The organism is Candidatus Desulfovibrio trichonymphae, assembly GCF_002355955.1.
Classification (GTDB): domain Bacteria; phylum Desulfobacterota; class Desulfovibrionia; order Desulfovibrionales; family Desulfovibrionaceae; genus Desulfovibrio; species Desulfovibrio trichonymphae.
This window is the reverse complement of the sequence record NZ_AP017368.1, coordinates 911,172-937,599: the sequence shown is the minus strand read 5'-3', so window position 1 is coordinate 937,599 and position 26,428 is coordinate 911,172. Positions and strand designations below refer to the sequence as shown.

19 protein-coding genes are annotated in these 26,428 nt (G+C 54.9%); 8 read left to right on the top strand and 11 right to left on the bottom strand.

Going from position 1 to position 26,428, the window contains the following annotated elements:
- Positions 1–15: 15 nt before the first annotated feature.
- Positions 16–3,270, bottom strand: coding sequence for a DEAD/DEAH box helicase (locus tag RSDT_RS04515; protein ID WP_096399727.1), 3,255 nt, complete (start codon positions 3,268–3,270; stop codon positions 16–18).
- A 52-nt stretch (positions 3,271–3,322) separates the two neighbouring features.
- Between RSDT_RS04515 and RSDT_RS04510 the strand changes: the two genes are divergently transcribed.
- Entirely contained in the window at positions 3,323–4,960 is a 1,638-nt protein-coding gene (locus tag RSDT_RS04510; protein ID WP_096399726.1) for a peptide-binding protein, read from the top strand.
- Here RSDT_RS04510 and RSDT_RS07435 read toward each other — a convergent pair.
- Together RSDT_RS07435 and RSDT_RS07430 are read right to left on the bottom strand one after the other, a co-directional pair.
- Positions 4,942–5,337, bottom strand: coding sequence for a hypothetical protein (locus RSDT_RS07435; RefSeq protein ID WP_231941787.1), 396 nt, complete (start codon positions 5,335–5,337; stop codon positions 4,942–4,944). The genes RSDT_RS04510 and RSDT_RS07435 overlap by 19 nt on opposite strands.
- Complete coding sequence (locus tag RSDT_RS07430; RefSeq protein ID WP_231941785.1) at positions 5,321–5,602, bottom strand: hypothetical protein; 282 nt, start codon at positions 5,600–5,602, stop codon at positions 5,321–5,323. Before RSDT_RS07430 ends, RSDT_RS07435 begins: the two co-directional genes overlap by 17 nt.
- A 146-nt stretch (positions 5,603–5,748) precedes the next feature.
- On the opposite strand from RSDT_RS07430, the gene RSDT_RS07425 reads away from it, so the two are divergent.
- The 3 genes from RSDT_RS07425 (at position 5,749) to RSDT_RS04495 (ending at position 9,796) form a co-directional block, all read left to right on the top strand.
- Positions 5,749–6,081, top strand: coding sequence for a hypothetical protein (locus tag RSDT_RS07425; RefSeq protein WP_231941783.1), 333 nt, complete (start codon positions 5,749–5,751; stop codon positions 6,079–6,081).
- A gap of 187 nt (positions 6,082–6,268) precedes the next feature.
- A complete protein-coding gene (locus tag RSDT_RS04500; RefSeq protein WP_096399725.1) occupies positions 6,269–6,577 on the top strand; it encodes a hypothetical protein in 309 nt (102 codons plus the stop codon).
- Positions 6,578–6,811: 234 nt separating this feature from the next.
- Complete coding sequence (locus RSDT_RS04495) at positions 6,812–9,796, top strand: AsmA family protein (protein WP_096399724.1); 2,985 nt, start codon at positions 6,812–6,814, stop codon at positions 9,794–9,796.
- 116 nt (positions 9,797–9,912) lie between these two features.
- Here RSDT_RS04495 and RSDT_RS04490 read toward each other — a convergent pair whose 3' ends face one another.
- The 8 genes from RSDT_RS04490 to RSDT_RS04455 form a co-directional block, all read right to left on the bottom strand.
- Positions 9,913–12,984 carry an autotransporter outer membrane beta-barrel domain-containing protein gene (locus tag RSDT_RS04490; RefSeq protein ID WP_096399248.1) on the bottom strand — a complete coding sequence of 1,024 codons (3,072 nt, stop codon included), beginning with the start codon at positions 12,982–12,984 and terminating at the stop codon, positions 9,913–9,915.
- A 347-nt stretch (positions 12,985–13,331) separates the two neighbouring features.
- Positions 13,332–14,309: a hypothetical protein gene (locus RSDT_RS04485; protein ID WP_096399723.1), complete on the bottom strand. Its 978-nt coding sequence runs from the start codon at positions 14,307–14,309 to the stop codon at positions 13,332–13,334.
- A 138-nt stretch (positions 14,310–14,447) separates the two neighbouring features.
- Complete coding sequence (gene sat / locus RSDT_RS04480; protein ID WP_096400525.1) at positions 14,448–15,719, bottom strand: sulfate adenylyltransferase; 1,272 nt, start codon at positions 15,717–15,719, stop codon at positions 14,448–14,450.
- A 180-nt stretch (positions 15,720–15,899) separates the two neighbouring features.
- Positions 15,900–16,403 (bottom strand): single-stranded DNA-binding protein, encoded by a 504-nt coding sequence (locus tag RSDT_RS04475; protein WP_096399722.1) that lies wholly within the window; start codon positions 16,401–16,403, stop codon positions 15,900–15,902.
- Positions 16,404–16,436: 33 nt separating this feature from the next.
- Complete coding sequence (locus tag RSDT_RS04470; RefSeq protein ID WP_231941781.1) at positions 16,437–16,793, bottom strand: hypothetical protein; 357 nt, start codon at positions 16,791–16,793, stop codon at positions 16,437–16,439.
- On the bottom strand, positions 16,775–17,425 hold the full coding sequence (locus RSDT_RS04465; RefSeq protein ID WP_096399720.1) for a biotin attachment protein: 651 nt from the start codon (positions 17,423–17,425) through the stop codon (positions 16,775–16,777). The genes RSDT_RS04470 and RSDT_RS04465 overlap by 19 nt, the downstream gene beginning before the upstream one ends.
- Before the next feature lie 5 nt (positions 17,426–17,430).
- Positions 17,431–19,680 (bottom strand): acetyl-CoA carboxylase carboxyl transferase subunit alpha/beta, encoded by a 2,250-nt coding sequence (locus RSDT_RS04460; protein WP_096400523.1) that lies wholly within the window; start codon positions 19,678–19,680, stop codon positions 17,431–17,433.
- Positions 19,681–19,753: 73 nt separating this feature from the next.
- The gene (locus RSDT_RS04455) at positions 19,754–21,193 is read right to left on the bottom strand and encodes an ATP-binding protein (protein WP_408606719.1); all 1,440 of its coding nucleotides are present in this window, start codon (positions 21,191–21,193) and stop codon (positions 19,754–19,756) included.
- Between the two features lie 200 nt (positions 21,194–21,393).
- On the opposite strand from RSDT_RS04455, the gene typA reads away from it, so the two are divergent.
- The 4 genes from typA to RSDT_RS04435 all read left to right on the top strand — a co-directional run bounded on the left by typA (position 21,394) and on the right by RSDT_RS04435 (position 26,389).
- Positions 21,394–23,223: a translational GTPase TypA gene (typA, locus tag RSDT_RS04450; RefSeq protein ID WP_096399719.1), complete on the top strand. Its 1,830-nt coding sequence runs from the start codon at positions 21,394–21,396 to the stop codon at positions 23,221–23,223.
- Positions 23,224–23,242: 19 nt separating this feature from the next.
- The gene (locus RSDT_RS04445) at positions 23,243–24,301 is read left to right on the top strand and encodes a BMP family lipoprotein (protein WP_096399718.1); all 1,059 of its coding nucleotides are present in this window, start codon (positions 23,243–23,245) and stop codon (positions 24,299–24,301) included.
- A gap of 89 nt (positions 24,302–24,390) precedes the next feature.
- Positions 24,391–25,890 (top strand): DEAD/DEAH box helicase, encoded by a 1,500-nt coding sequence (locus RSDT_RS04440; RefSeq protein WP_096399717.1) that lies wholly within the window; start codon positions 24,391–24,393, stop codon positions 25,888–25,890.
- Positions 25,891–25,915: 25 nt separating this feature from the next.
- Positions 25,916–26,389: a hypothetical protein gene (locus RSDT_RS04435; RefSeq protein WP_096399716.1), complete on the top strand. Its 474-nt coding sequence runs from the start codon at positions 25,916–25,918 to the stop codon at positions 26,387–26,389.
- The last annotated feature ends 39 nt before the right edge of the window (positions 26,390–26,428 follow it).

Below are 26,428 nucleotides of genomic sequence, written 5' to 3'. Positions count from 1 at the left end.
GTTGTTCAGCTGCGGTCATATGTCGAAGATCATCTCCAGATCGTCGCGCGTGAGCGGCTTCCACGCCCCCCTGCCGGGAATGATGGCCTCGGCCATGTCGCGCTTACTTGCCTGCAGTTTGACAATTTTTTCCTCCACCGTGTTCTCACAGATGAGCTTGTAGGAAAAAACTTGACGCGTCTGGCCTATGCGGTGCGTGCGATCTGTGGCCTGATTTTCCACAGCCGGGTTCCACCACGGGTCGTAGTGGATCACATAGTCGGCTGAGGTCAGATTCAGACCGGTGCCGCCTGCTTTTAGAGAAATGAGAAAAATGGGTATGTCGGGGCTGTTGTTGAACTTGTCTACCATTTCAAGGCGTTCTTTGCTCGCTCCGTCAAGGTAGCAGAAGGGCATTTTTGAGGCATCGAGCCATTGCCGTATGATGTGCAGCATCCGCACAAACTGCGAAAAAACAAGCATTTTGTGCCCACCTTCCACTATTTCTGTGACCATGTCTTTGAAAGCGTTAAATTTGCCTGACGGCAGATTGTTGCTGAACCCCGGCATCTCTATTTTGAGCAGACGCGGGTGGCAGCATATCTGACGCAGTTTGAGCAGCGCGTCCAGAATGGACATCTGGCTTTTGGCAATGCCTTTTTCGTCCACATCGGCCAGCACTTGGGCGCGCAGCTTGCGGGCAAGGGCCGTATACAGCTCTGCCTGAGCGTCTTCAAGCGCACAGAAGGTCACGTTTTCGAGTTTGGGCGGCAAATCCTGCGCCACTTCAGCCTTGGTGCGGCGCAGAATAAAGGGGCGAACGCGGGTGCGCAGGTATTCCAGTGTTTCCGTATCGCCGTCCTTGATGGGTTTGACAATGCCGCACTGGAATGCGTGCTGGGATCCCAAAAAACCCGGCATGAGAAATTCAAAGAGCGACCAGAGTTCAAAGAGGTTGTTTTCAATAGGCGTGCCCGAAAGGCACAGCCGCATGCGGGCGTTCAGGCGGCGCACGGCGCGGGCCGTGATGGTGTTGGGATTTTTTATGTTCTGGGCTTCATCCAGAATGACGGTGTTGAAGTCGTACTTTTCCATCTCTTCCAGATTACGTCGCAACAGAGCGTATGTGGTGACGACAATGTGTGCGTCCGCCGCATGTTTGAGCAGACCCCCGCGTCGCGCGCCGTAAATAATGACGCATTTCAGGTTGGGCACAAATTTTTTCGCCTCGCGTTCCCAGTTGGGTAAAACAGACGTGGGCACAACGATGAGGTTTTGTCCCTCACGGTGGCGTTCGGCCATATATTGAATAAAAGCGAGCGACTGCACGGTTTTGCCAAGGCCCATTTCATCGGCCAGAATGCCCCCGAATCCGTATTCCGAAAGAAAATTCAGGTACGAGAGGCCCTGCTGTTGGTAGGAACGCAAGGATGCGTTCAGTCCCTTGGGCGAAGCAATGGGCGTGATTTCGCGGAAAGAGCGAATTTTTTCGCGCAGGGAGTTCCAGAACGAGTCTGTGGTCGCGTTCGGCATATCCTCCAACAGAGTGTCGAGCACAGGAGCTTCAAACAGCTGAAATTTCTGTCGCGGGGGTTTTGAAGGGTCCAAACCCAGACTTTGCAGCCTGCGGGCAAGTTTTGACAGCCAGGCTTCCGGCAGGTTTGTGTATGCGCCGTCTTTCAATTGCACATAGCGTTTGCCGTGCGTCCATGCCTTCCATATTTTTTCAAGCGGCAGGCTCTGACCTTCATAACTCACGTTGATGTCGAGCGAAAACCATTTTTCTTTTTCATTGCTTGTCACATCTGCCGTGACAAAGGATTTTGCCGCGCGCACTTTGTAGCGGGTGAGCGCGTGTTCTCCGTAAATGCGGTAATAATCCACCATTGCGGGGTAAACATCGAGCAGAAAGACGATGGCCTCTTCCGGTTCAAGGAACCAGAGTTTTGTCGAGCGCGACTGAAAGCCGGCCCGGGCGAGTTCGGTGAGCAGCTGGGCCTCTTTTTCCTGATGACGGCGCACCAGATAGGTTTTGCCCTTGTATGCGTAGCTGCCTGTCTGGAAATCGGGATTAGGCCCGTTTATGGTGAACTCGCCGTGAACGGTTTCATAAATATTGTCTATTTCCAGCGTCAGCAGACTGCCTTCTTCATTCAGAAAGAGTTTGGGATTGTATGTGGCCGGCTGAAAAATGGGGCTTATGAGTTTTAAAAATTCCTGCGGCCGGTAAAGTTCCGAGGCCGGCATCCTGGTCCAGACGCGGTCCAGAAATTCTGAAATTTCTTCGTGCGGCACAACAGGGCAGTCGTGCAGGAGTTTGTGGACAAGTTCGGGGTTCAGGCATGTCTGCACAGGGTAAAATTTGTGGTTAAAGCAGACCCACAGCGGCATCTGCCCGTGAAAGGTGGTGGGCGGCTGTTCCGCAATGGTTTGGCCGTCTTCGTCCGCCTGTTCATTCAGTGTGCGTATTGTCAGGGGCGGGCGGCCTTCATGCTGAATAAGCACCTGAAAGCGCAGACCCGCATCGTCCAGAATGGGGTTGAGTTTCAGGGCAAAGGGGGCGCTTTCAATGCCGCAGGGTTGATCCGTGTCTTCCCAGAGCAGATAATATTCGTTGCGTATGGCCCAGAAAAACCAGGAGAGGAGGCCGTCCGGAATTTTAACCCTGTGGCCGTAGTAGTCGAGGCAACGGCCTATCTGGCTGGCCACGTGCGGCAATTGCGGCGAAGCCTCGCACCAGTCCGGGTTGTAGATGATCTGCTCAAGCGTTACTTCCGCATGTACGCTGGAGAGGCCGGTTTTATTCTGGCGCGCCCGGAAAAACGATACAAGCAGGCGGCCATCCTCCGGCGTGAAGCGAAAAATCAGGTAGTAGCGCCCTGGTTCCGCTTCCATAGCTGTGGAAAAAAAGCTGCGGAAACTGTGCTTCCAGTCCACGGTCACCGGGAAATCGTCTATATCATCGCCCTGTTCCCTGCGTATGTCTTCCATAAGGAGCAGGGCAAGCGCCGCCACATGGCGGCAGACTCCGGAAAAAGCGTCCGGGCAGTTGCAGTGGCTGGTTGTTGCGCGGTCGATCAGGGAAAAATTCAGGGAGGGGGTATACACCTGAAGGTTTTCTCCCTGCACGGAACCCCGCGCCGTCCAGGTTTCGCCCTCCTGAATATTTATTTTTTGCACCTCGTTGCCGGAGAGTATATGATGTGCCGCGTCACGGATGTATTCCTGCACGGAATCCTGCAGGAATATCCTGCACATTTCACTCACGGCGTTTTGTTCTGAACGGCTCATGTTCAGAAATTAACACAGGGCTCGAGACAAAGGCAACATAAGCGCACACTGTATGAATAAATTTTTTTGCATGCGTTCTGTCTTCCCTGCTGCTGCAGCTGTCATTCTTGCGCTCTGTCTTCCTGCGTTTTCAGGCGCTGTCTGGGAAAAGGACGATACAGGCCAGGCCTTTGGCGACCGCATTATTTTCGGCAGCGTTGGCGAAGCTTCCAATCTCATACCCTATCTGTCCACCGATTCGGCTTCACATGAAGTGGCTGATCTGATTTTTGTCGCGCCGCTGCGTTACAACGCCGATTTACAGATTGAGCCCTGGGCTGCGGAAACCTTTTCTGTGGAAGACGAAGGACGTTTTTTGCGTTTTACCCTGCGCAAGGGCATATTGTGGGAAGACGGGCGGGAACTGACGGCGGAGGACGTGGCCTTTACTTACAGACTTGTGATTGACCCGGCCACGGCAAGCCCCTATGCCGATGATTTTTTGCGCGTCAAGGAATTTCGCGTGACGGGCCGCTATAGCTTTGAGGCGAGGTATGAAAATTTTTTTGCGCGCGCCGTCGCCTCATGGATGAATCCCGTGCTGCCCAAACATATTCTTGAGGGGCAGGACATACGCAAAACGCCTTTTTCCCGCAAACCACTGGGCGCCGGGGCTTACCGCCTGAAAGACTGGGCGCCCGGCAGCCGCATCACCCTTGCCGCCTCGCCCACGTATTTTATGGGCCGTCCGCGCATTGCTGAGGTGGTGTACCGGATTATTCCCGACAATGCCTCCATGTTTATGGAAACCCGCGCAAACCGTCTGGACGTGATGAATTTAAGTCCCCTGCAGTACCTGCGTGAAACCGACGGTCCTGCATGGGAGGCAAATTTTGATAAATACCACTATCTTGCTTCTGTCTATGTTTTCCTGGGCTTTAATATGGAGCACCCTTTTTTCAAGGATGTCCGCGTGCGCAGGGCCATATCCCTTGCCGTGAACCGCGATGATATTGTGAAGGGGGTGTTGCTGGGGCAGGGTGTGCCGGCATTTGGACCTTTTATGCCGGGAACCTGGGCTTATCACCCGGCGCTTTCGCCTGTTCGTCAGAATGTGGAGGCCGCCGCAGCTCTGCTGGCCGAAGCGGGCTTTGCGGACAACGACGGAGACGGTGTACTGGAAAGGGACGGCCGGCCCTTTTCTTTCACAATATTGACCAATCAGGGCAACGACCAGCGCATTCTGACGGCCGAGGTCATTCAGAACGAGCTCGCCGCTGTGGGCATAGATGCGCGCATACGCACGGTGGAATGGGCGGCTTTTATCCGCGAATTTGTGGACAAGGGCCGCTTTGACGCTGTTATTTTGGGCTGGACTATTCCGCAGGATCCTGACATTTATACAATATGGCATTCTTCCCAAGCGCGGGAGGGGGGCCTGAATTTTACGCGTTACATCAGCAGCGAGGTGGACGCGCTGCTTGAAGAAGCGCGCACAACGCCCGACCAGAGCGTCAGAGCGGCGCTGTATCGTCGCTTTCAGGAGGTTCTGGACAGGGAGCAGCCCTATTGTTTTTTATTCGTGCCCTATGCCCTGCCGCTTGTGCAGCGGCGCTTCATGGGCATAAAGCCCGCGCTTGCCGGTATCATGTATAACTTTGACGAATGGTGGGTTCCCAAGAGCGCGCAACGCTATACGGTGACGCCGTGACTGCCTGAGACCGCGCCTGTCACGTCGGAAGGCATGTTCCACTGCCCCGGCATGGGCGCTGTTATTACGACCTTTTCCCCGAGCCAGGGGTTGAAATAGCCGTAACGCAGCCAGGGGCAGAGTAATGTCGTGAGTCCCATGCATGGGGAAGGCTGCGCCGCGTCCGCCGTCATGGTGAAGTGCCATTCCGGGTCAATGTTCAAATTGCGCCACTGCACCATGCTGACGCCGTTTTCGTCGACAAGCCGCGCAAGCGCGGCGAGTTCATCTTCCGTATCTGTGATGCCGGGAAAAAATATAAGATTCAGCGAAACAAAAATGCCGCGTTCTCTTGCCTCGCGCATGGAGCGGCGCACGTCGTCAAAATTGTAATCCATGGGGCGATAATAGCCGTGGTACAGACTGTCGCGGGCGCTGTTCAGGCTTACCCCGCAGGCTTGTCATGCCCGCTTGCGCAAGGCGGATAACGGCCTCGGGCCGGGATACGTTGGTGTTGCAGTTGATGGTGCCTCTGCCGCCGCCGTCTCGGAACGTCTGTATGCTTTCAGCAAGCAGATCCGCGTCCATCAGGGGGTCTCCCTCGCAGCCCTGACCGAAGGAATAGACAGGATGTCTTGTTTCGCGTTGTTCGTGCAGGCGCATGACCTCCACAATTTCCGACGCTGTCGGGCTGAAAGAGAGGCGGCATTGCGCAGTACACAATTGTTCAGAATATGGCTGATCAGACGGTTTCCAGGGTATGCGCGCAGAAGCCGGCGCGCATTTTGTTCGATGCGTGCCGGCGGAATATGCTGAAATTGCTGGCGCTGGTCTGTATCTACCCTGCGGGCGCAGACATAAAAGCGGCCCCCGGCAAAGCCTACGGCCCCATAAGCAAAGAGGGGCAGCAGTGGGGCCTTTGCGTCGCTTTTATACGCGGGATGGGCCGAAAACGTGTGCCCTGGGGCGACAAAAGCGGCCACAGCCGATTCCGGCAGGCATGTTATCCTGCCGCTTCGCGGGTCAAGCCCGGCGGCGCGGCGGCCGGGCAGGAGAAAGAGGTCGCTTCCCGGGGGCAGTACAAGCATTTCGTCCGGGCGCGGGATGCCCCATTGGCCGCCGCGGCGGCAGACCATCAGTAATTGCGGGGCATCTCGTCGGCCATGACAGTGCGGGGCTGGAGACGTGTTTTAGGCATACGCCGTAATCTCTTGTTGATAATGAATTATGGTCGTTTCAATCCATTCTGCGGCGGATTCTGGTCAATTATGTCTTGCTCAAGCTTGCGCAAAGGTGTAAAATGTTATATCCTGTTTTGTGGGGCGAGCCATGTTTTCTATTATGTTGTGCATGTTTTTTGGTTTTTCAGGCATATTGCTTGTGTTGTTCTTTATGTTGCGCAACGGAGAGCAGCAGTACAGGGCGTTGCGCGATGAACTAGACAAGACGCAGGCTCTTCTGCTGGCCCTTGAAGCGCGGCTGAACCTCCCGAATGCGGCGGACGAAGGGGAAGATCCCTTCCTCAAAATGACAGATGAAAAAAGCGCCTTCCCGGAACAGGGCGGCTTTGACCCGGCGCTGGATCTGCACTTTGACCCCGCCGCCGGGCAGGATTCAGACGGCCGCCACGGGCAGTGAAGACTTGATGCTGCGCCGGACACACAGGGGTAACATAGTGTAAAGCCTGTTGTTGTGACACTAGTCCATGACTTGCGCGGCGTCAAGGCACGACAGATTTGGCCTGTGTGGTCATGTTGCACAGCAATTATTTAAAACAGTTATATTTTTTATGCGCTTCCGCAAATCGGCGACACATAAAAAATATGTAATCCACAGAGTTACGAGCGCCGGTAGTGGAGTAAGGCCAATTTCATGCTGCATGTTTTCAGCCGGTTCCGTTTGCTGTTGGGCATTGTACTGGCACTGCTTTTTTTAGCGGCGGCGGCCTGCTGGTTTTTGCAACGCAATTTCGGGTACTTTGCACAGCAGTATCTGGACAAGCTGTCCGTGGAGACAGGCCTTGCGATACGCGCGCAAAGCGTGCGCGTATCGCTTTGGCACGCGCCGTCTTTTGTTGCTCGAACGTTTTCTGTAGAAAGCGCGGATATGCGTTTCAGCGCGGCAAAAGTGATTCTGTGTCTTGATTTGTTCGCTTTGCTGCGGGGCAAAGTTGTTCTGAAAAGCCTTTTGCTGGCGCAGCCGGCTGTGAAGGGAGAGGTCGCCCCTGACGACGCGCGGAGACTTGCGGCGTTTTTCGCCGCGCCGACACAAGGGGAGGCCTTTGCGCCGTCAGAGAAGTTGCGCTTGACCATTGAACAGGGCGAGGCGGATCTGGCAGGAAAGGACACTGTCCGTCTGCAACTCTCAGGGATGGATTGCGATCTTTCTGTGCTACAGTCGAAAGCCGGCGGATGGCGGGTCAAGGCGGATGTTCGCGGCGTTGTAGCTATAGACGGCGCGCGCACGCCTTTTTCTCTCGGCGGCGTTGCCGTGACCTGCGGCAGGAGCAATCAGGGCGGGCGCCTTGTCGGCTTTGAAGATATTGACATGAGGCTTGGCGGGGACAGCGCGCGGCTCAATGCTGTTTTGACGCGGCACGATGCGGATGCCGCAGGGTTCGGTCTCGCGGGAAGTCTGCATGTACAGCGCGTCAGCCTAACCCGCTGGCTCGGGTTTGCCCGCAACCTTTCCCCCGGTCTGCAATGGGCGCTTGACAACGTGACGGACGCTGTTCTGGATTTTTCCCTGGACGGGCGGGGGCTTTCCGTGCCGCATATTGAGGCGAGCGTGGCGGGCGGGCGTTTTACAGGTTCCGGCGGCGTGCGGACCTGGGCAAATCCGGAAGTGGCTCTGGATTTGACAGCTGACAGGCTCAGACTTGAAGCGGGGATTCCCGAAGCCGTGGGGCGCTTGCCCAGGCCGCCGGACTTCCCTCATGCTCCTTTGACTCCCATGCCCGGAGAACCGCTCAAACCCGGTGAAATCGGTGTCAATTATAATATCCGTCTTGGCGCGCGGACGCTGGACTATGCTTCCGTGGCCTTTGAGAACGCCGGCGTGGCGATAACGCAGGGCAAACAGGATGAGAATGGTCTGGAAGACACGCTGCTGACGGCTGACGCACGTTTCTGCGGCGGGAGCCTGCATGGAGAGGCGGTGTTTGGCGGCGGTCATGCCGGCCCTTATGCCGTCAATCTGCGTTTTCGCGATGTGGACGGCGCTGCCGCGTCCGAAATTCTGACCGTGCTGCCGCTAAACAAAGGCCGCTTGCGGGGCGATGTTCAGCTCACAAGCCAGGGTCGCTCCATTGCGGAATTTCTTGAAAGACTCCGCGCTAGGGTTGATGTGGTCCTTACGCAGGGGGCCTTGCTTTTACCGGACGCAGGATCTGCCAGAGAAGCCCGGGCCGGGACACTGGATATCCGCAGCCTTGTCGTGAGCGTCGACGCACATTCCGGCGTTTGGGAAAAAGGCAGGCTGGCTTTGAACGGGCAATGGAGTTCCGTTCTGGAGGCCGCCGGCTGCAAGCTGCGCTCGGAACTTGCCGGCACGCTGTCCTTCGGCGGCAGCGCCGACGAAGGCACTGTGTTCTTCAACAATTGTCCGGGCGTGTTCTCTTTGCAGTTTGTATCTGCCGACTGGGCTACCTTGCAGGGCGTGTCTGCGGAATTAAAGGGCAATTTTTCTTTGCGTGAGTGCAAGCAGGTGGAGGTCGGCAATGCGCGCCTGTCCATCCCCGGCATTGAGGTCAGCGGGAATATTCAGCTTGGCGGTGGCAGTGACGGCGCGGCTTTTAAGGGCGCTGTCGTCGTGCGCAGCAAGGATATGGGGCAACTTGCGCGTCTTTTTGGGGTGACGGGCGCGCATTTTTTGTCATCGGCGTGCGAACTGACGCTCGACACCGACATCAGGGGCGGCATGCGGGCCGTTACGCTCGGCAACCTGCGCGCGGTTGTTGACCAGACAAAGGTGACGGGTTCTTTTTCCGCCGTCTGGCGCGAACAGCCGAATCTGGAATTCGATCTTGCGGCCGACGCAGTGAATGCAGACCGTTTTTTCTCAGACAGGAAAGAAAAGACAAACAAAAAATCGTCTGCCGGCAAGGCGTGGGATTTGCGTTTTTTACGCGGGATGCATGTGAAGGGCGCGTTGCGTGTCGACAGGCTGGCCCTGTGGGGTTTGAACTTGCGTGACGTCATGCTGCCCGTTCTGCTGGAAAATGGCCATCTTGTCTGTTCGCCTGTAAAAGCGGGCTGTTATGGAAGCACATTGCACGGCAAAAGCGTAATGGATTTTGACCGGGGGCTGTGCTTTGCGGCTGATTTCAGCGTGGACGGCGCGGAAATGACAGCCGCGAGTAAAGATGTGGGCGGCGGCGTTGTGCTGGGCGGCAAGGTCGGCTTAAGCGCGGCGATCTCCGGCGTGCTGGGCGGGCCGGGGCAGATGCCCTCTGCGCTGAACGGCGCATGGCGTTTTCTCGTGCGTGACGGCTCGTATCAAAAGCGCGGAGGCGACGGCGAGGGGAAGGGCAAGGCTATAGAGTTTGCAACAGCCGGCGCCTCGGGCGACATCAAAGCCGGCGTGGCACGCAGTAATGATTTTGCGCTTCAGGGCAAGGGACTTGCCATGAACGGCGGGGGTGTTGTTGATCTGAACAGCGATGCCGTTGACTGCAATTTTATTGTCAATATGCCCGGTGTGCCCGAGATTCCCATCCGCCTGCACGGCGGCCTGCGCGACAGCAAAACAACCGTGAGCGTGGGCAAGGTTATTTTGAACACGCTTGGGGCTGTTCCCAAAGGCATTTTTGACGTGCTCGGCGATGTGGTGCAGGGCGCTTGGAAACTGCTGCGCTGAGAGGCTTGCCAGGTCTGCCAGGACGATGCTGAAGTTTCCGTATTGCAAAAGTGCGGCGCGGGCCGTCCCGTAAGGGCCGACACCGCGCCGCATCTGGTGACGTTGGCGGTTAACGCCTAGAATTCCAGTCCCACGCGGAGGGAACCGCTCACGCCTTCGCGTTTGCCGACATAGCCCTGCACGCCGAGATCAACGAGCCACGGAGATTTGCTGGAAGGTTTAAAAACCAAACCCGCTTCACCAATGCCCGTCTCTCCTTCGAACTTCGCAGCCTTGAGATCATAGCCCCATACAGACGCTCTTGCCTTGCCGTCAAATTCATATTCGAAGGCCGCACCGATATAAGGGCTGATATACTCGTTGATTGCATAGGCAAATCGAGCTCCGCCACGCAGACGATGAGAATCAATCGGATCAAAACTTACCGGTTCGCCTGTGGAAATTGTTGCGTCATTGCCGTCCTGGTGCAACCAGAAGTATTTGCCGTACACATCAAGAGAGGCTTCCTCGGTGATGTTCCACACATAGCCCACACCGGCGTGAATACCGTAATACGTCGATTCCGTATCAAACGAGGCCTTGCGTCCGGAAACATCCTTCAGTCTGGTGGATTCATAATCATTATTGAGTCCACCGATGCGGGCCGCGGCTTCTGTATAGAAGTGACCCGGGCCGACATCATTGAACTTTAAGTGACCCAGCAAACCGCCACCAATATAGGAAGTGTTGCCGCTTCCATGAATATCGTATGAAGCTCCACCATATTCAAAAAAGGCACCGGCAGTCAGTTTACCGATTTCCGTATTTATATTACGTGAAATACCGGCCATCAAATTTACACTGCTTGTGTCAATATATGAACCGGTGTTATAACGCATGCTGCTTGCATCAACAACAGCGAAAGCACCCCAGGCATCTTCTTTCGCAGAATTGATTGCGCTTCCCATACCTGCGCCTGCCGCAAGGTCCGCACCCTGATTGGCAAGAGCTGCCCCAACAGAGGCTCCTTCGGTTATCGATTTGGCACCGGGTACAACAGGAGTACCACCGCCGCCTGGGCCGTCAGATTCAATAAGTTCAGCAACGAAGTCGTTGTCGCCGTCTTTCCTCAACTGAAAAGTGAATTCAAGAAGAGAACCGTGTTGTATTGTTTGAATTCCGCTGTCTTTAATATTACCTGCCAATTCTGTACTTCCGCGAAGCAGATAGTATTTGTCGCCAAACTGCAATGGTTCAACATCGCCAGAGAAATCTAGTTGTGGCCACATTCCATCAATACTGATGCTGTCCGCTGTAACAGTTAACACTGGATTATCTTGATTATTGACTGGAATACCTCGCAGATAAAATGCTAACATTCCTCTTAAATCGGCCGCATGCACAGTCATGCTGCTTCCAGGATATATATGCAGATTTGCATAACGACTCATATTAAAATCGTGATTGGGCGCATCCAAATTGAAACCGCTCATTAACGATGTATTAGTATACTGACGCAAATTGACAATATTTTTTTCAGCATCGGGCGCGTCTACAATAAACTTGTTATCGCCGCCCCAGTAAAAGTATCCATCCTGAGTAACTTCCATTCCGAATGTTTTACCGTTGTCCTGTTCCACATAGATGGGGTCATACAAATATACATCACCACCCGAGAATGGGGAAATGACAAGAGTCGCGTCAGCATTGCTATGGGGTTCGATTATCGGTGTCGTCGATCGGATAGAGATGGAATTGGTCCGTTTTCCATCAATATCATTAATCTCGTTGTTCCGGAAAATCGTTGTGTTGCCGGCAGTTGCAACTATAGTTAAGGACAAAGTCCCAGAAGAAGCGGCGATGTCGGTGCCGGTATCCAGTGTAATGGCACCACCGTATACACGACCCGAATCATACGTCTGCAAAGAAGTAAATATATTATCTGTAAACTGACTATCAGTGACTGTCAAACTATCTTCAAGATACAGTATTCCGGCACGTATATTACCTCTTGCTGTAATTGTATTATCAGCAAATATACTGCCACTGATATCGCCTATTGTACTTGTTAAAGTACCAACAATACCGCCATTAATATCTATAGCAGAAATAACATTGTTGGTGAACGTACAATCAATAATATCGCCAATAGTACTCTGATTTAAAGCACCAACAATACCACCTGTCCAAAGTGAGCCCGTGGTAATTACAGTATTGTTATCGAAAACATTATTGACAATATCGCCTATTGTGCTGTATGTATCAGCACCAACAATACCACCACCAACAACTCCAGAAGCAATGATCGTATTACCGCTGAATATGTTATCTGTAATATCTCCTATATATGTCCCATCGGCACTTTGCAGGTTATCAGTGTAAACTCCAACTATCCCACCACCACGAATTACTGCGTCGATTGTTACCGTATTGTCGCTGAATATATTGTTCTTAACGGCACCAATAGAGGCTGAAGCTTCCTGACTACTATGAACACCAACTATCCCACCACCTGCCATAGTGTCGGCGATTGTTACCGTGTTGCCGCTGAATATATTGTTCTTAAGGGCACCAATGGCTGAAGCTTCCTGAACACCATAAACACCAACTATCCCACCACCACGCATTATTTCGGTGGCTGTTACGATGTTATCGTTAAATATACTGTTGCTGATATCGCCTATAGTTCCCCGATAGGCTCCGATAATGCCGCCACCCTGGAAATCGCCGTCTCCATTTTTTGTTACTGTGTTATTACTGAAAATAGCATTGTCGATGGCGCCTATCTGTTGATTCTCACCAGCTCTTAATACGCCGCCGCCTCGTAGATTGTCGCCCACCTCAAAGGTTACTGTATTATTGTTGAACACAATTTCACTAAGATTGCCGATATTGCCATATAGTACAGCATTGTTACCAGCATAATCCTTGAAATGGTATCCACCAAGATTTGTTGTTGGTTCAATCATCGCATCTGACGGAAAAGCTGTACCACCAAAACTGGTTATAGCAAGCTCTACAGCATCAGAAATAAGTTTTTTCAAACCGCCCGTTTCCCCTCTTGCTAGATCAATCAAGCCGGTGGACAAGTCTGAAGGCAACTTTCCACCACCATTAAGATCTTCCGCCCGGGTAAAAAACGGATACGCTGTAAACATGGTTATGGTTATCAGAGTAACCATAAACTGCTTTACGTAGTTTCTTTTCATAAATTCCTTCCCCTGTTTTTATATGTAAACGATAATGCTGAATTCACCATGTCCGAAGGAAACGCCGAAAGCCGCGCTGAACCTTGCGGCGGACAGCGCGGCACTGCGGAGTTAGTGTGTGTGTGTGTGTGTGTAGCAAGAATCGGGCCGAAACCGTCAGCTTCGCCCGAATCTCTCTCCGCTCCGCGCGGGAAAATTTGTCCTTGCCCTGACCACATGCACTATGCCTTTACGTTACAATGCAAAAAACCATGAGGTTTTTCTCTCTATACAAACAAAATACGAAAACTGTCAAGCACAAATGAAAATTTTATTACCCGGCTGCCCGTTTCCCTGCAGGTTCATATCTAAGGACAGGGCGTGGTTGCGCCGCAACGTTCTTCTGAGGGGGAATCAAGGGGGAGTGTTGCATCAGAGCCGTCGCGTGAAAGATTATCTTGCCCACGGCCTTGCGGCGGCAGCGTTCCTGTCTGTTTTTTTTGCATGAGCAGCGCGGCCGGCAAGCCCTGATATTCAAAAAAAGGCACTGATTGGGCGTCTGCTGAAAAAATATGGGCCTTGTTGCGTAGCATTCTGAAACGCAGCAAGAGCATGTCGGGACTGAAAGACGAAAAGCCGTGCGGCGCCTGCACCTCCCGCGACCGGGCAAGCGCTTCGGCAAGGTTCATGCCTGTGTCCAGCAGTTCGCGCATCTGTGCGATTTTGTAAATGTCTGCGTCATTCTCCCCAATCGGGTAGAAAGCCACATCCACATGGCCGGAGAGCATGGTGACCGCTTCCTGACAACCGGAGCAGGAAGGGGAGAAAAAAAGGCGTGTCGTTACTTCGTCATCCGCCGGGATAATTGGCCAGATTTCGCTCTGGGAGCGGACGAGGGCGCCGATATTGATTGTGAAAAGCAATGCCCAAACCCAGAGCAGAAGTGAACGGCGCCGTCTTGCGTTGCTGATGCGGATCGCCCCTGTTTCGGCATGGCTGAAGCTCATGTAGCTTGCGGCAAAAAACAGGGCCGCGATGAGGCAGCTTACGCATGGGGCGGTAAGTGTCATGAGCAGCAGCAGGCAGATATCGCCTGTCAGGGCAATGCCCGCGACTGCGCGGCCCAAGGATGCCGCGCCCACGAGAGACAGCAGGGCCAGCACGGCGAAAACGCCTGTGCCGACCAGCCACAGCGAAATGCCGTTGAGCGTGAAGTCCTGATACAGGGAGCATCCTGCAGTAACACAAAAATTGATGTCGTTGCCGAAGACGCTCCAGATGCAGAAAGCCGCGGCAAGAAGCGTAATGGACAAAGAGCCGGTAAGCACTTCACGGGGGCGATTCATGAAATACCTCTGGAGTTGGCAGACCGCAAGAACGACGATAAAATATAGATTGTTTTTTGTTGTTAGTAAAGCGTGTTTTTGCGTGCGAAAAAGGCGCCCTTTTCAGAACGCCTTTTTCGTAATGCTGTTGCGGTTTATTTACATAGTGAAACCGGCGGCGGCGCGCTGCATTTTGATTTCCACTTTTTCCGTCAGGCTGGAATAGTATTCGCGCAGGATGACAAGAACTTCATTGCGCCCGAAGTGATCCGGAACTTCAGCGCCTTCAGAGAGCATTTTGCGCAGTTTCGTGCCAGAGAGGATAACGCGGTCTTCCTTGGAATGTGGGCAGGTGCGCATGCTGGCCATGCCGTCACACTTTTTGCAGTAAAACGTCCAGTCAATGTTCAGCGGCTCGCAGAGCAGGCGTTTGGCGGGATCTGAGGGGCGGGGAATCCTGCGGAAGATTTCTTGGGCTTCAAACATGCCGTAAAAGTCGCCCACGCCTGCGTGGTCACGGCCGACAAGCAGGTTGTTGATGCCGTAATTCTGGCGGAAGGTGGCGTGGAGCAGAGCTTCGCGCGGGCCCGCGTAGCGCATGTCCAGAGGGTAGCCGGCCTGTATGACGAAATCTTTCACAAAGTATTTTTCGACCAGCTTGTCAATACACTGCACGCGCACTTCAGCCGGGATGTCGCCGGGCTTGAGCGAACCGACCAGAGAGTGAATCACCACGCCGTCGCAGACTTCAATGCCGATCTTGGCCAGATATTCGTGTGAACGGTGCATGGGGTTGCGAAGTTGGAGGGCTGCCACTTTTTGCCAGCCGCGTTCATCCATTTTGACGCGCAACTGGGCCGGCGTCATGTAGACGCCGGGAAATTTTGTCGGGAATTCGCCCTGGGAAAGCACCTTGACAGAGCCGGCGACGTTGTATCCCTTCTGGGCCATCACCATTTTGACGCCGGGATGGTCATTGAGGGCGACTTCCCAGAATTTTTCAGAGTCAGGCCCCGCGCCCTTGAAGATAAGTTCACATTCCCATTTCTTGTCTTTTTCAGTCATTTCATAAAGTTCTTCTACTTTCAGGGTTGCCATGATTTCGCCGTTGTGCACGAGGGCGACATCCTGATCGTTTTTGAGATTTCTCGCGTCAGCGGCGGAAACATCAAGGGTGACAGGCAGCGGCCAGAACGTGCCGTCGGTGAGCACCATTTTTTCACACACGCTTTTCCAGGCCGCTTTGTTCATAAAGCCGTTCAGCGGCGAAAAACCGCCGATGCCCATCATAATCAAATCGCCTTTGGCTCGTGAAGAAATCTCGATCCGCTTCAGTCCGGCGGCTTTTTTCTTTTCGTCTTCCAGCGCCTTGCCTTCCAGAAGGCAGCATACCAGACCTTTTCCTCCATGAGCGGGCACCAGTTTGGACATGGTTGAATCCTCCGGGTTATATATATGGTTTGACGTTGCCTCACCGTGCCGATCCGCAGGGAGCAGGCAGGCAGGCAGCGGGAAAGACTGTTTCGGCGGGGGTATCTTGTGAATAATCGAACAAAAAGTCAACCGCCCTTTGGAAATTTTCAGACTGAATTTCATCAGAAGGTCTAATGTCTAAAAAGGCACTTCGTCCATATTGGCGGTTTCTGAAGGGAAGGCCGGTCCCAGGTCTTCCTGCGCGGCTTTGGGCTGCTGATTGCCTCCCGGACGTGCGCCCTGAGGCCGGGCAGGCGCGTCCTGACCGGCATGGTCGTCTTCAAAGCCGCCGTGGGCGCCTCCGCGCGGGGAATCGCTCTTGCGGTCCAAAAACTGGACGCGTTGTGCCCTGATTTCCGTGGTGTATTTGTCCTGCCCGCTTTGATCCTGCCATTTGTGCGTTTGCAGCGAGCCTTCCACATAGACGAGACTGCCCTTTGAGAGAAAATTGGCGCAGTTTTCAGCCTGACGCTGAAAAACGGCGACACGGTGCCATTCCGTGCGTTCCACCTTGTTGCCTTCGCGATCCGTGTAAGATTCGTCCGTGGCGACATTCAGGGTTGCGACCGGCGATCCGCTCTGTGTGTAGCGCAGTTCCGGGTCGCGGCCAAGGCGGCCGATGATCATGACTTTATTCAACATGACAGAACTCCTGTAGTAAAGGTGAAGAAATTTTCAGGCCACAATGGACGTTTCCAACTGATCAAGCGTGTCTTCCAGCTGATCGCTCAGCGCGTTGGCCTCACGAGGCTGCCAGTTTGCAAGGGCTTCCTCAAGGGCTTTTTTCAATCCGGCGGCCCGGCGGATGCCTTCGCCCATGGCCTTTTTGCGGGCGCAGGACCATTGCATGAACATAAGACCTTCATCCAGAGCCCGCACCATTTCAAGCACGCCGTGTCCTTCGTGTTTTATGGGCACGCTGAAAGCAAGCTCCGACAGCTTCGGCCATATCTCTTCCATGAGGTCTTCGTTCCAGGTGACGGCGCTGACGCGGATCTGCAATGCTTTTCCCATCAGGACGGTTCCGTCCATTCTGTCTGCACGCGCATGATCATCTCCTGAACAAGCTGCAGTTGACCTTTCGGGCAAACGCCGATCAGCGGCGATCCCGCATCCATATTTTCGTTGTATTTGAAATAGACCTCATAGATGACGCCGTCCGGCCCGGTATAGTTCAGGGGGGCCTCACGCTTCATGCGCGACATGATGAAGAGCTCCATACCGTCGCGAACAGTAACTGAATACGTGTCGGCGGCGCGAATTTTTTTGTCCGCCTCAGGCGTCAGGTAGTATTTGGCCCGTTCAGGAGCACGGAAGAGATACAGGGCCTTTTGCAGAATGATCCTCTGCACTTCATCACGGGTGAGCATATGGCGCAGGACGACAAGCGGGGTGCCGGCTTCTACGTACTGACCTTCCAGATTTTTGTGCACAAGGCTTATTTCGCCTTTTTCCGGAGCGCGAACCGGTTTTGGGTTGTGTTCGCGTTCCAGCGTGGCCAGCAGGACGCCGGGCTTCTCCTTCCATTGCCCCTGCCGGCCGAGAACGACATCGCCCTGTTTTATGTCGGCAAAGGTGATTCTGCCGGTGTGGGGAGCGGCAATGACAATTTCACGATACGGTGAGGCCTTGATTGCGTCCAGCAGTTTGGAGATGTCGAGCATGCCTGTCACCTGTAATACAGGTTTCGTCCGCCGATGGTCAGCAGCGCCTGTTTAAGATTTGCCCTGATTTGTCTTCTGTCCCAGATTGCCTGTATGTGTCCTCGTGAGAGAGCGTGGTAGGAGCGGTGGTATTTGGGCGGAATGTCCATGCCTGTGGTTTCTTTGATGACGCCGGGGCCGGCAAAGCCGATATTGGAGGAGCGCACCGCGAACTGATAGGGTGAACAGCCGAGAAAACTGGCGACCGGCCCGGCAAAGGAATTGGTGTCGTAAAGCACCATGTACAGGCCGCCTGTTTCGATATAGCGGCGCACAGCCACAGTGCAGCGGGGCATCTGTATCACGCCGTGGGTACCTTCCTGTATGCGTATGCCGGCTGTGCCGTGTACATACGCGAGAAAAGGGTAACGTTTTTTCGCGGCTCTGGTTGCGGCTTCAACAAATTTATAACCTTCCGCGGCTCCCACGGAGCCTCCTCGAAATGTCCCCATGAGCATGGCAACGACCATCTTTATATTGTCGATGCGAGCTTCAAAGGTTACGCAGCCGCTTTTGGCGCCGGTTTTTGCCTTGGCTTGCGCGATTTGTTCTGAAAAACCCGGAAAATCCAAAGGATTGCCCGCTTCAATTTCGCTGTTGAATTCAAAGACCGACCTGGGGTCAAAAACATTTTTAACATACCATTCAGGTTCCATGGGGAAGTGATAGCCGCAATGGGTGCACACGCCGGCAAATTCGGCAAAGAGATCCGGCCCCCAGAGATCCAGACAGCCGTAAGATTTACTGTTGGGACATGTCAGCGTGCGGTCAATTTTGTATCGGGGGGAAATATAATTCCATCGGTGGCCGCGGGAATCGCCCTGCCAGAGCGACAGGGCTGTCAGTTCTTTTGCCTTGTTGTCCATACTGCCCGGCAGGTTGCGGGTGAGCTTCCGCAGGGGGGCCAGCAGAAGTTTTTTGAACATTTCAAATTCATTGTTGATTTCTTCCATGAACGTGCTGATCTGACGCTGGTGTTTGTGGTAAAAATCATATTTGAAACTGAGCCAGGGGGTGGAAATCCAGTCTAGGAAGGCGACGGCGGATTTTTTTATAAAGGGGCGTCTGTCACTGGCCGCCTGACGCGAAAGTCTCAAAAATTTTTCCTGGCGGCGGTGCAGCATCCGTGCTTTTGCCGCTTTGGTGAGTCCCCAGCGGATGTGCAGGTCGTCGAGGTCGGCTTCAGAGTTGCGGTGGCGCGCGAGAGCCAGACCGCGAAAAACAGGAGTTTTTCTTGTGGAAATGATGACTTCGTCCGTGGCTCTGATAATCTCCTGCCGCAGGGAGCGGAAAAAGTTGAAATGCCAAGGGCGCGCGCCGAGGGGGGGTTCCTGCACTATGCGGTCAATGTAGCCGAATTTCAGATTGTCCCGCGCCATGATTTTGAGATTGGCCGCGCAGTGTGCAATCAGTTCGGGCGTGGCGCGCTCTCCGTTTTTGAGCCGGCCTTCAATAGCCGCCGCGCCTTCAGGGGAAATGACGGAATAATAGCCGTGGGACAGCATCAAACGTCTGTCCGCCAGGCCTATGGCCTCGGCGCCGCCCGATCCGCCCTCGGAAATGACGGCCACCACAGGTACGCGCAGGCCCGCCATCTGATAAAGATTGCGGGCGATTTGCTGGGCCGCGCCGGGGTAGTCTTCAACAGGATAGGATCCCGGCGTGAAAATATATGTATGGACGGGGATGCCTTCTGTTTCAGCAACTTTCATAAATTGCAGGGCCTTGGCGTTACCCCAGGGCTTGACTGACCCGCCGTTGCGAAATTCCGCGCCGTGTCCTTTTTCCTGGCCGATAACCATGACGGACTGCATGTAGATTTTTTTGCCGCGGCGGCGGGTAATCACCGCGCGGGCAATGAGCATGCTTGGATCGAGGCTGTGCTCGTCCTGACCGCCCACTTCCGTAAAATTGTCGTAGACGTTTTCCAGAATATCACGCAGACAGACGCGTTGCGGGTGGCGCACAATGCGCACGCGATCCATGGGCGTTATGGCGCTTTCGAGGCGTCGTTCCACATAGGCGAATATGTCTTCAATGGTCGCGAGTTCCGCATACGGGTCTTCACAGGCGCCCGTGTGGGCGTTCGCGTCGAAAGCCGCAAGCTTTTCTTCCAGCATGGCCGTATTGTTCCTGTGCCTGCCGGCAAAAATGTCGCCGAGATAGGCCAGTCTGTCGCGCAGGCTCTGCAGCCGTTTTTCGATATTGTTGTCCATGTCGTAGGCGCGTCGGTTATTTTGATGTTTTTTGTCAAACAACAGCGCATGCTTCGCTGTCCGGGCGTGGCGTTCAAAAATGCAGAATGCGTTCAGTGTTGGCCTTCAGAAAAGCCGCATTGGATTTCAGGCTCTCGCCGGCGCTGTTCCGGCCTGTCAGTCGCAATGAGTCAAGAAAGGCCGTTCCCCGTGTTTTTGCCTCTGAGATATCCTTGCCCCAGACGATGGCCAAAGCCAGATTTGGATCAAATTCTATAGGAATTTCATATGGTGTTGTGTTCGGCACATGTGTCAGCATGGTCAGCCAGGGGGCGTCTTCCCAGTGGAAGCGTTCGATCCGGCCAACCCAGGGCGTGAAATTGTTGTCCGGGTCTTCCGCGATCAGCCGGTATTCAATGCAGACCCCTTCAAAGCCTATGTCGTTCTGACTGTATCCTAGGGGTTGTCCCAGGCCAAGACGTATCTGTTCGGCTATCAGGTCAACGCCGTCATTTCCTTTTATCCGGGCAATGCGGGCGGAGACGCCGTTTTCCACCTGGATGCGGGTGTTGACTTCCATAAGGAAGGGTTCGCCTTTGCGCGTGACGATCCATTCCCACGTGCCCACATTGTCGTAGCCGACCTTTCGGGCCATGGCCAGCGAATAGTCCACGATATCCGTGAGCAGTTTTTTTGCGTTAAACGTATATTCCAGAGTTTCGGACGCAAAGCCCGGTGCGACCTCAATACGTTTCTGCAGCCCCGAGGACTGTATGGAGCAGTTGCGCGTGCCGAAATGCACGGGGTTCCGGCCTGTGCGGTCTGAAACAATCTGGACTTCCAGGTGATTGAAATCCATGACCCTTTGTTCGATAAGAACGCCTTCATCCTTGAACTGGCGCAGGGCATAGTTGCGGATACGTCGGTACACCGAGCGGAACTGATCGGGGTCATACACTTCCTCAATGCCCATGCCGCCGCCGCCGGCCGACGCCTTGACGAGCACGAGCGGGCGTTTGAGGCCCTGCTGTTCTTGAAATTCGAAGATCGTCTTGGCAATGCGTTCGGCTTCCATTTCATTATAAATAGGCCTGTCCGAACCTGGCACGGTAGGCACATTCAGGCTGCGGGCCAGACGTTTGGTATTGATTTTATCACCCAGTTCGCGGATGATTTTCCAGGAAGGTCCGATAAAGATCATTGTTCTATCGCGTTTTGCCACACGGCGTGCAAAGCGGAAATCCTCCGCAAAAAAACCGTAGCCCGGGTGCACGGCCGTGCAGCCCGCCTCGTCGGCCACAGACATCAGTTCATTGGCGTCGTGATAAGAAGAGACGCGGAAGAGGCTTTTTTCGCCGCCTTCCCGACGGGCCATAAGCACATGGCCGGAAGCGGCGTCTTCAGCCGTGTGAATGGCTGTAAAAGCCACGCCGAGCTTGTGGCAGGCGCGCATGATGCGCATGGCGATTTCACCCCGGTTGGCCACCAGAATTTTGTGATCATTCAAGGGGCGGGTGTTGTGAGTGTTGTCCAGATGTTTTCCCTGTTTTTAGTCTCGTTCGTCGCACGCTTCTCTGCCGGCCTTGTCGTGCGGTTGCATATGCGTTATAGTGGCCGGTGCGGTTGTATTTTGACAAAAAGTTCTTTTAACCGGCTACAGACAATATACGCAAAATCCGCAAAAAGTCCAGTTCGCTGTAATCCGGCACCGGCCGACATAAAGGCAAGACATACATGCAGCAGAATAACGCACTTCGCAATGTGGCGATTATCGCCCATGTTGATCACGGCAAGACAACCCTGGTAGACGCGATGTTCAGACAAAGCGGCGTATTTCGCGCCGACCAGCGCGTGGATGAGCGCGTCATGGACAATATGGATCTGGAACGCGAGCGCGGCATCACCATTGCCGCCAAAAATTGCGCCGTAACTTGGAATGGAGTGAAGATAAACATTATCGACACGCCCGGTCACGCGGATTTCGGCGGAGAGGTGGAGCGCGCGCTCTCCATGGCGAGCGGGGCCATTCTGCTGGTGGACGCTTCGGAAGGCCCGCTGCCGCAAACGCGTTTTGTGCTGCGCAAAACCCTGGAGGCCGGTTTGCCCGTGCTTGTTGTGATCAACAAGATTGACCGCAAAGACGCGCGTCCTGCGGAAGTGCTGAACGAAATTTATGATCTTTTTATTGATCTGGACGCCGATGACCGGCAGCTGGAATTTCCCGTGCTGTACGCCGTCGGCCGTTCGGGCATAGCCATGAACGCTTTGGATGCCCCGCAAAAAGACCTGACGCCGCTTTTTGAGGCTATTGTGGGAAAAATTCCCGGTCCGTCGCACGATCCGGCCGAGCCTTTTCAGATGCTTGTGGCGGATCTTGATTACTCCGATTATCTGGGGCGGCTTGCCGTCGGCCGGATAATGCACGGCAGCGTGGCGGCCAAAGAGTCTCTTGCCTGCATGCGGGAAGACGGCGCGCTTTTGCCCCTGCGCGTCACCAGACTGCAGGTTTATGACGGCCCGCAGCTTAAGGATGCGGACGCGGCCGACCCCGGTGATATTGTTGTTCTGGCGGGCATTGAGGATGTGGTCATCGGCGACACTATCTGCACCCGCGACAACCCGCAGGCTTTGCCGCGTATTCGTGTGGACGAGCCCACGGTGGCCATGCGCTTCGGCATCAATACATCGCCGCTCGCCGGTCGCGAGGGCAGGATTGTCCAGAGCCGGGCCATTGGGGAGAGGCTCAATAAAGAAAGCCTTCGCAATGTGGCCATCGCCGTCGAGCAGACAGACGATCGCGATGCCTTTCTCGTGAAGGGGCGGGGCGAGTTTCAGATGGCCATCCTGATCGAAACCATGCGGCGTGAAGGCTTTGAACTTTCGGTGGGCCGCCCGCAGGTGATTTTGAAAAAAGATGAAAACGGCGCCGTGCTTGAGCCCATTGAGCACCTGTATGTTGATTGCGGCGAGATGTTTATGGGCGTTGTGACGGAAAAGCTGGCGCAGAGAAAGGGGCGTATGCTCAACTGCGCCATCAGCGGCACGGGCAGGGTGCGTCTGGAGTTTTCCGTTCCGTCGCGCGGGCTCATCAGTTATCGCGATGAATTTCTGACGGACACCAGAGGCACTGGGATAATGAATTCTTGCCTTGAAGGCTATGAGGCATGGCGCGGTGATTTTCCCGTCCGTTTTTCCGGTTCCATTGTCGCGGACAGGGCGGGCGCGGCTGTGGCCTACGCGCTGTTTAATCTGGAACCGCGCGGTGTTCTTTTTGCGGCGCCGGGCGACCCTGTTTACGAAGGCATGATTGTGGGCGAGCACAATCGTGACAATGATATTGACGTGAACCCCACAAAGGAAAAAAAATTGACCAATCTGCGCGTGGCCGGCAAGGATGAAAACGTGATTTTGACGCCGGTGAAAAAAATGACGCTGGAACACGCGCTGCATTTTGTGCGCGAAGACGAGCTGGTTGAGGTGACGCCGAAATCCGTTCGTCTGCGCAAGGCCGAGCTTTCCGCCCACAAGCGCTATCAGGCGGCAGGTGTCAGGCGGAAGTCCTGAGTCGCTCCGGGAGGAAATAATGCGTTGCATGCCCTGTCGGCCGTATGGCGTTTACGCTGTTCTGGCGTTGCTGCACATGTTTTTTGCGGCGCCGCTGCAGGCGGCGGTGCCGGAAAGCGCGGCAAAGCCCCTGCGTGCTGCTCTGCTCTTGGAACACGACGGGGGCGACTGGGCAGGACTGCTGCGCGCTGGTCTTGTTCAGGCCGGGCGTAATTTTTCCGTAACTGTCGAAGTAATGTCGGAATCGGTTGCGGAGGAGCAGGAGACGTTGTTTCACATGGCCGCGCGCGAGTTTGATCTGGTGATCGTCGCATCTGATCGCTTTCACGAAATTTTGCGCAACAATGCCGCCAATTATCGCAAAACGTTTTTTGGCTGCGTGGACGCCGGCGTGCGCGCGCCGAACATCATGTCCGTGACGTTTGCCGACGAGCAGGCGGCCTGTCTTGCCGGGGCGGCGGCAGCCATGCTGACCGTGCAGACAGGTCTGCCCGGCGTCAACAGTAAAAAAGTTTTGGGCTGGCTTGCCGGGGAGGATGTTCCGGCCATGCGCTCTCTTATAAACGGCTTTACGGATGGCGCGCGGCTGATTGACCCTGAAATGCGGGTGATCAACGCGTGTTCCGGTTCTTTCAGCAGCCGTGGACGAGCGCGGGAAGAGACACAACGCCTGCTTGACGCGGGCTGCGACGTGCTGGTGCTGGCCGCCGGCACAGGCAATGCGGAAGCTCTTTCTCTCGTCGGCGGGCAAGGCTGCTATCTTGTCGGCATGGATGAAAACCGGGACGAGCTGCTGCCCGGCCGCATGCTGACGTCTATTGTAAAACGGGCGGACAGGGCCGTGTACGACATTGTATCCGCCGCCGCGTCCGGGCGTTTCAGGGGCAAGGAAATTATTGTCTATGATCTTGCGAACAACGGTGTGGGGATTACGGATATGGCACGCTTTCACGCGTCAGCCGCCCGGAATTTTCCCGATGATATGGACCGCCGCATTGCCGAATTGAGAAAAGAGCTTGTGAGCGGCGGCATTCAGATAAAATCTCTTCGGGCGAGAACATTGTGTGACTGTTTATAAGGTGAAATACTCATCGCCCAGGCACCTTGCGGAAAAATGCGTTCTGCGGTATTATAACATGTTGTTGAACTGAGAACTCGGGATACAATATGCCGGTACTGGACTCTTATAAAGGCCGCAAGCCGCAAGCCGAAGCCGCGTGCCTGTCGGGTGAAATTTTTGTCAGCGAGCCGGAAGGCGCCCTGCCCGCCGTTGCCATGGGTGATCTGCCGGCAGCCATGCGGGCGGCCTGCGCGCGGGCCGGCTGGCAAAGCCTGATGCCCGTGCAGTCACTGGTGCTGCCCTATCTGCTGGAAGCCCGCGACATCATGGTGCAGTCGCGCACGGGCAGCGGCAAAACCGGATGTTATCTGCTGCCGCTGCTGCCGCGTCTGTCTGCGAAACTCAAGGCGCCGCAGGCGCTTGTGCTTACTCCCACGCGTGAGCTGGCCATTCAGGTGGCCCGTGAGGCAGCGACGATTTTTGCGGAAACGGGCATACGCACGGCGGCTGTTTATGGCGGCGTCGGGTATCAACAGCAGGCGGACGCCCTACGCGACGGTGCCCAACTGCTTGTGGGTACGCCGGGCCGCGTGTTGGATCATCTGCTGCGCCGCACCATGCACCTTGACGAGTTGCGCGCCCTGATTTTTGACGAGGCGGATCGTATGCTCTCCATTGGGTTTTACCCCGACATGAAGGAAGTGCAGCGCTATCTGCCGCGGCGGCGCGTGCACACCTGCCTGTTTTCCGCCACCTATCCGCCGCATGTTCTCAAACTGGCGGCTGAATTTATGGAGACGCCCTCCATGCTCTCCCTTTCGCACAAACAGGTGCATGTGGCTGAAGTGCAGCACCTTTTTTGCGAAGTAAAGCCCATGGACAAAGACAGGGCGTTGGTGCGCCTGCTGGAGACGGAAAATCCGGCCCAGGCCATTATTTTTTGCAACACCAAGGCCAATGTGCACTATGTGACAGGAGTGCTTCAAGGCTTTGGCTACAGTGCCGATGAGCTTTCCTCAGATCTTTCGCAAAGCCGGCGTGAGGCGGTGCTGAACAAAATACGCGCAGGGCGGCTGCAGTTTCTGACGGCGACGGATGTGGCCGCGCGGGGCATAGACATACCGGCGCTTTCGCATGTTTTTCTCTATGAGCCGCCCGAAGATCATGAAAGCTATATCCACCGTGCCGGGCGTACCGGCCGCGCCGGAGCCGCGGGGACGGTGATTTCGCTTGTGGATGTGATGCAGCGCATGGAACTGAAGCGCATAGCAGGGCATTACGGTATTGCGCTTACGGCATTGCCCCCGCCCACGGACGAAGATGTGGCCGTTGTTGCCGGCACGCGTTTGACGGCCATTCTGAAGACGTGCTTCCGTAAACTTACAGGCCTTGAGCGACTGCGCGCGGCCCGGTATGTCGCACTGGCGCGTGAGCTTGCGCGCGGGAACGATGAGGAAGACAATGCGCCTCTGCTGGCCATGCTTCTGGACGCTTTTCACCAGCAAAGCCTTCAGGAAAACCGCTTCCCCGACCAGCAGCCGGCTGGAGCGAAAGGGTCAGGTTCGGCGCCGGTCAGGCGCCGGCGTTCTCGCCGCCGCGCTTGTTGATCAGACAGAAAGGCGAACAACCGACATGCAAAATACCGCGGAAATTTTTGACCCGGAGAGCGCGGGCCAGCAGGCTCTGAAAAATTTTGAAGCGCTTCTTGGAGATATGGACTTTACTGTTGAGCTGGAGCTTATGGGTATCGGGCGTCTGCAGTTTTTGCTCCGTCGACAGATGCTGCTGGAATGGAGAAGTTTGTACATGGCGCTTTGGCGTCTGGCGCTTGACAAATCCTTCCCTCATGACGCAGGGCGCATATTCGACGCGTTTGTGCGCGATTACAGCGCCGCGCATCCTGACAAGCAAAGCGCCGCTGGTCTTGTGCGCGCCGGCGAGTACTGGGGTATGCTTGCGCCTGCCGGCGAGACTGATTTTAACCCCGCGGCGCGGCATCTGGTTTCTTTTTTCAGCCAAGACGTCAAAGAACTGCGCAGTATGCGCCTGAAACTCGCGCTGCACATCCGCAAGATATATAAAAGCATTTTTGACAGGCTGTTATAGCCCGGCGTTTATTTCATTCATCCGTGTGGATGTATGTAT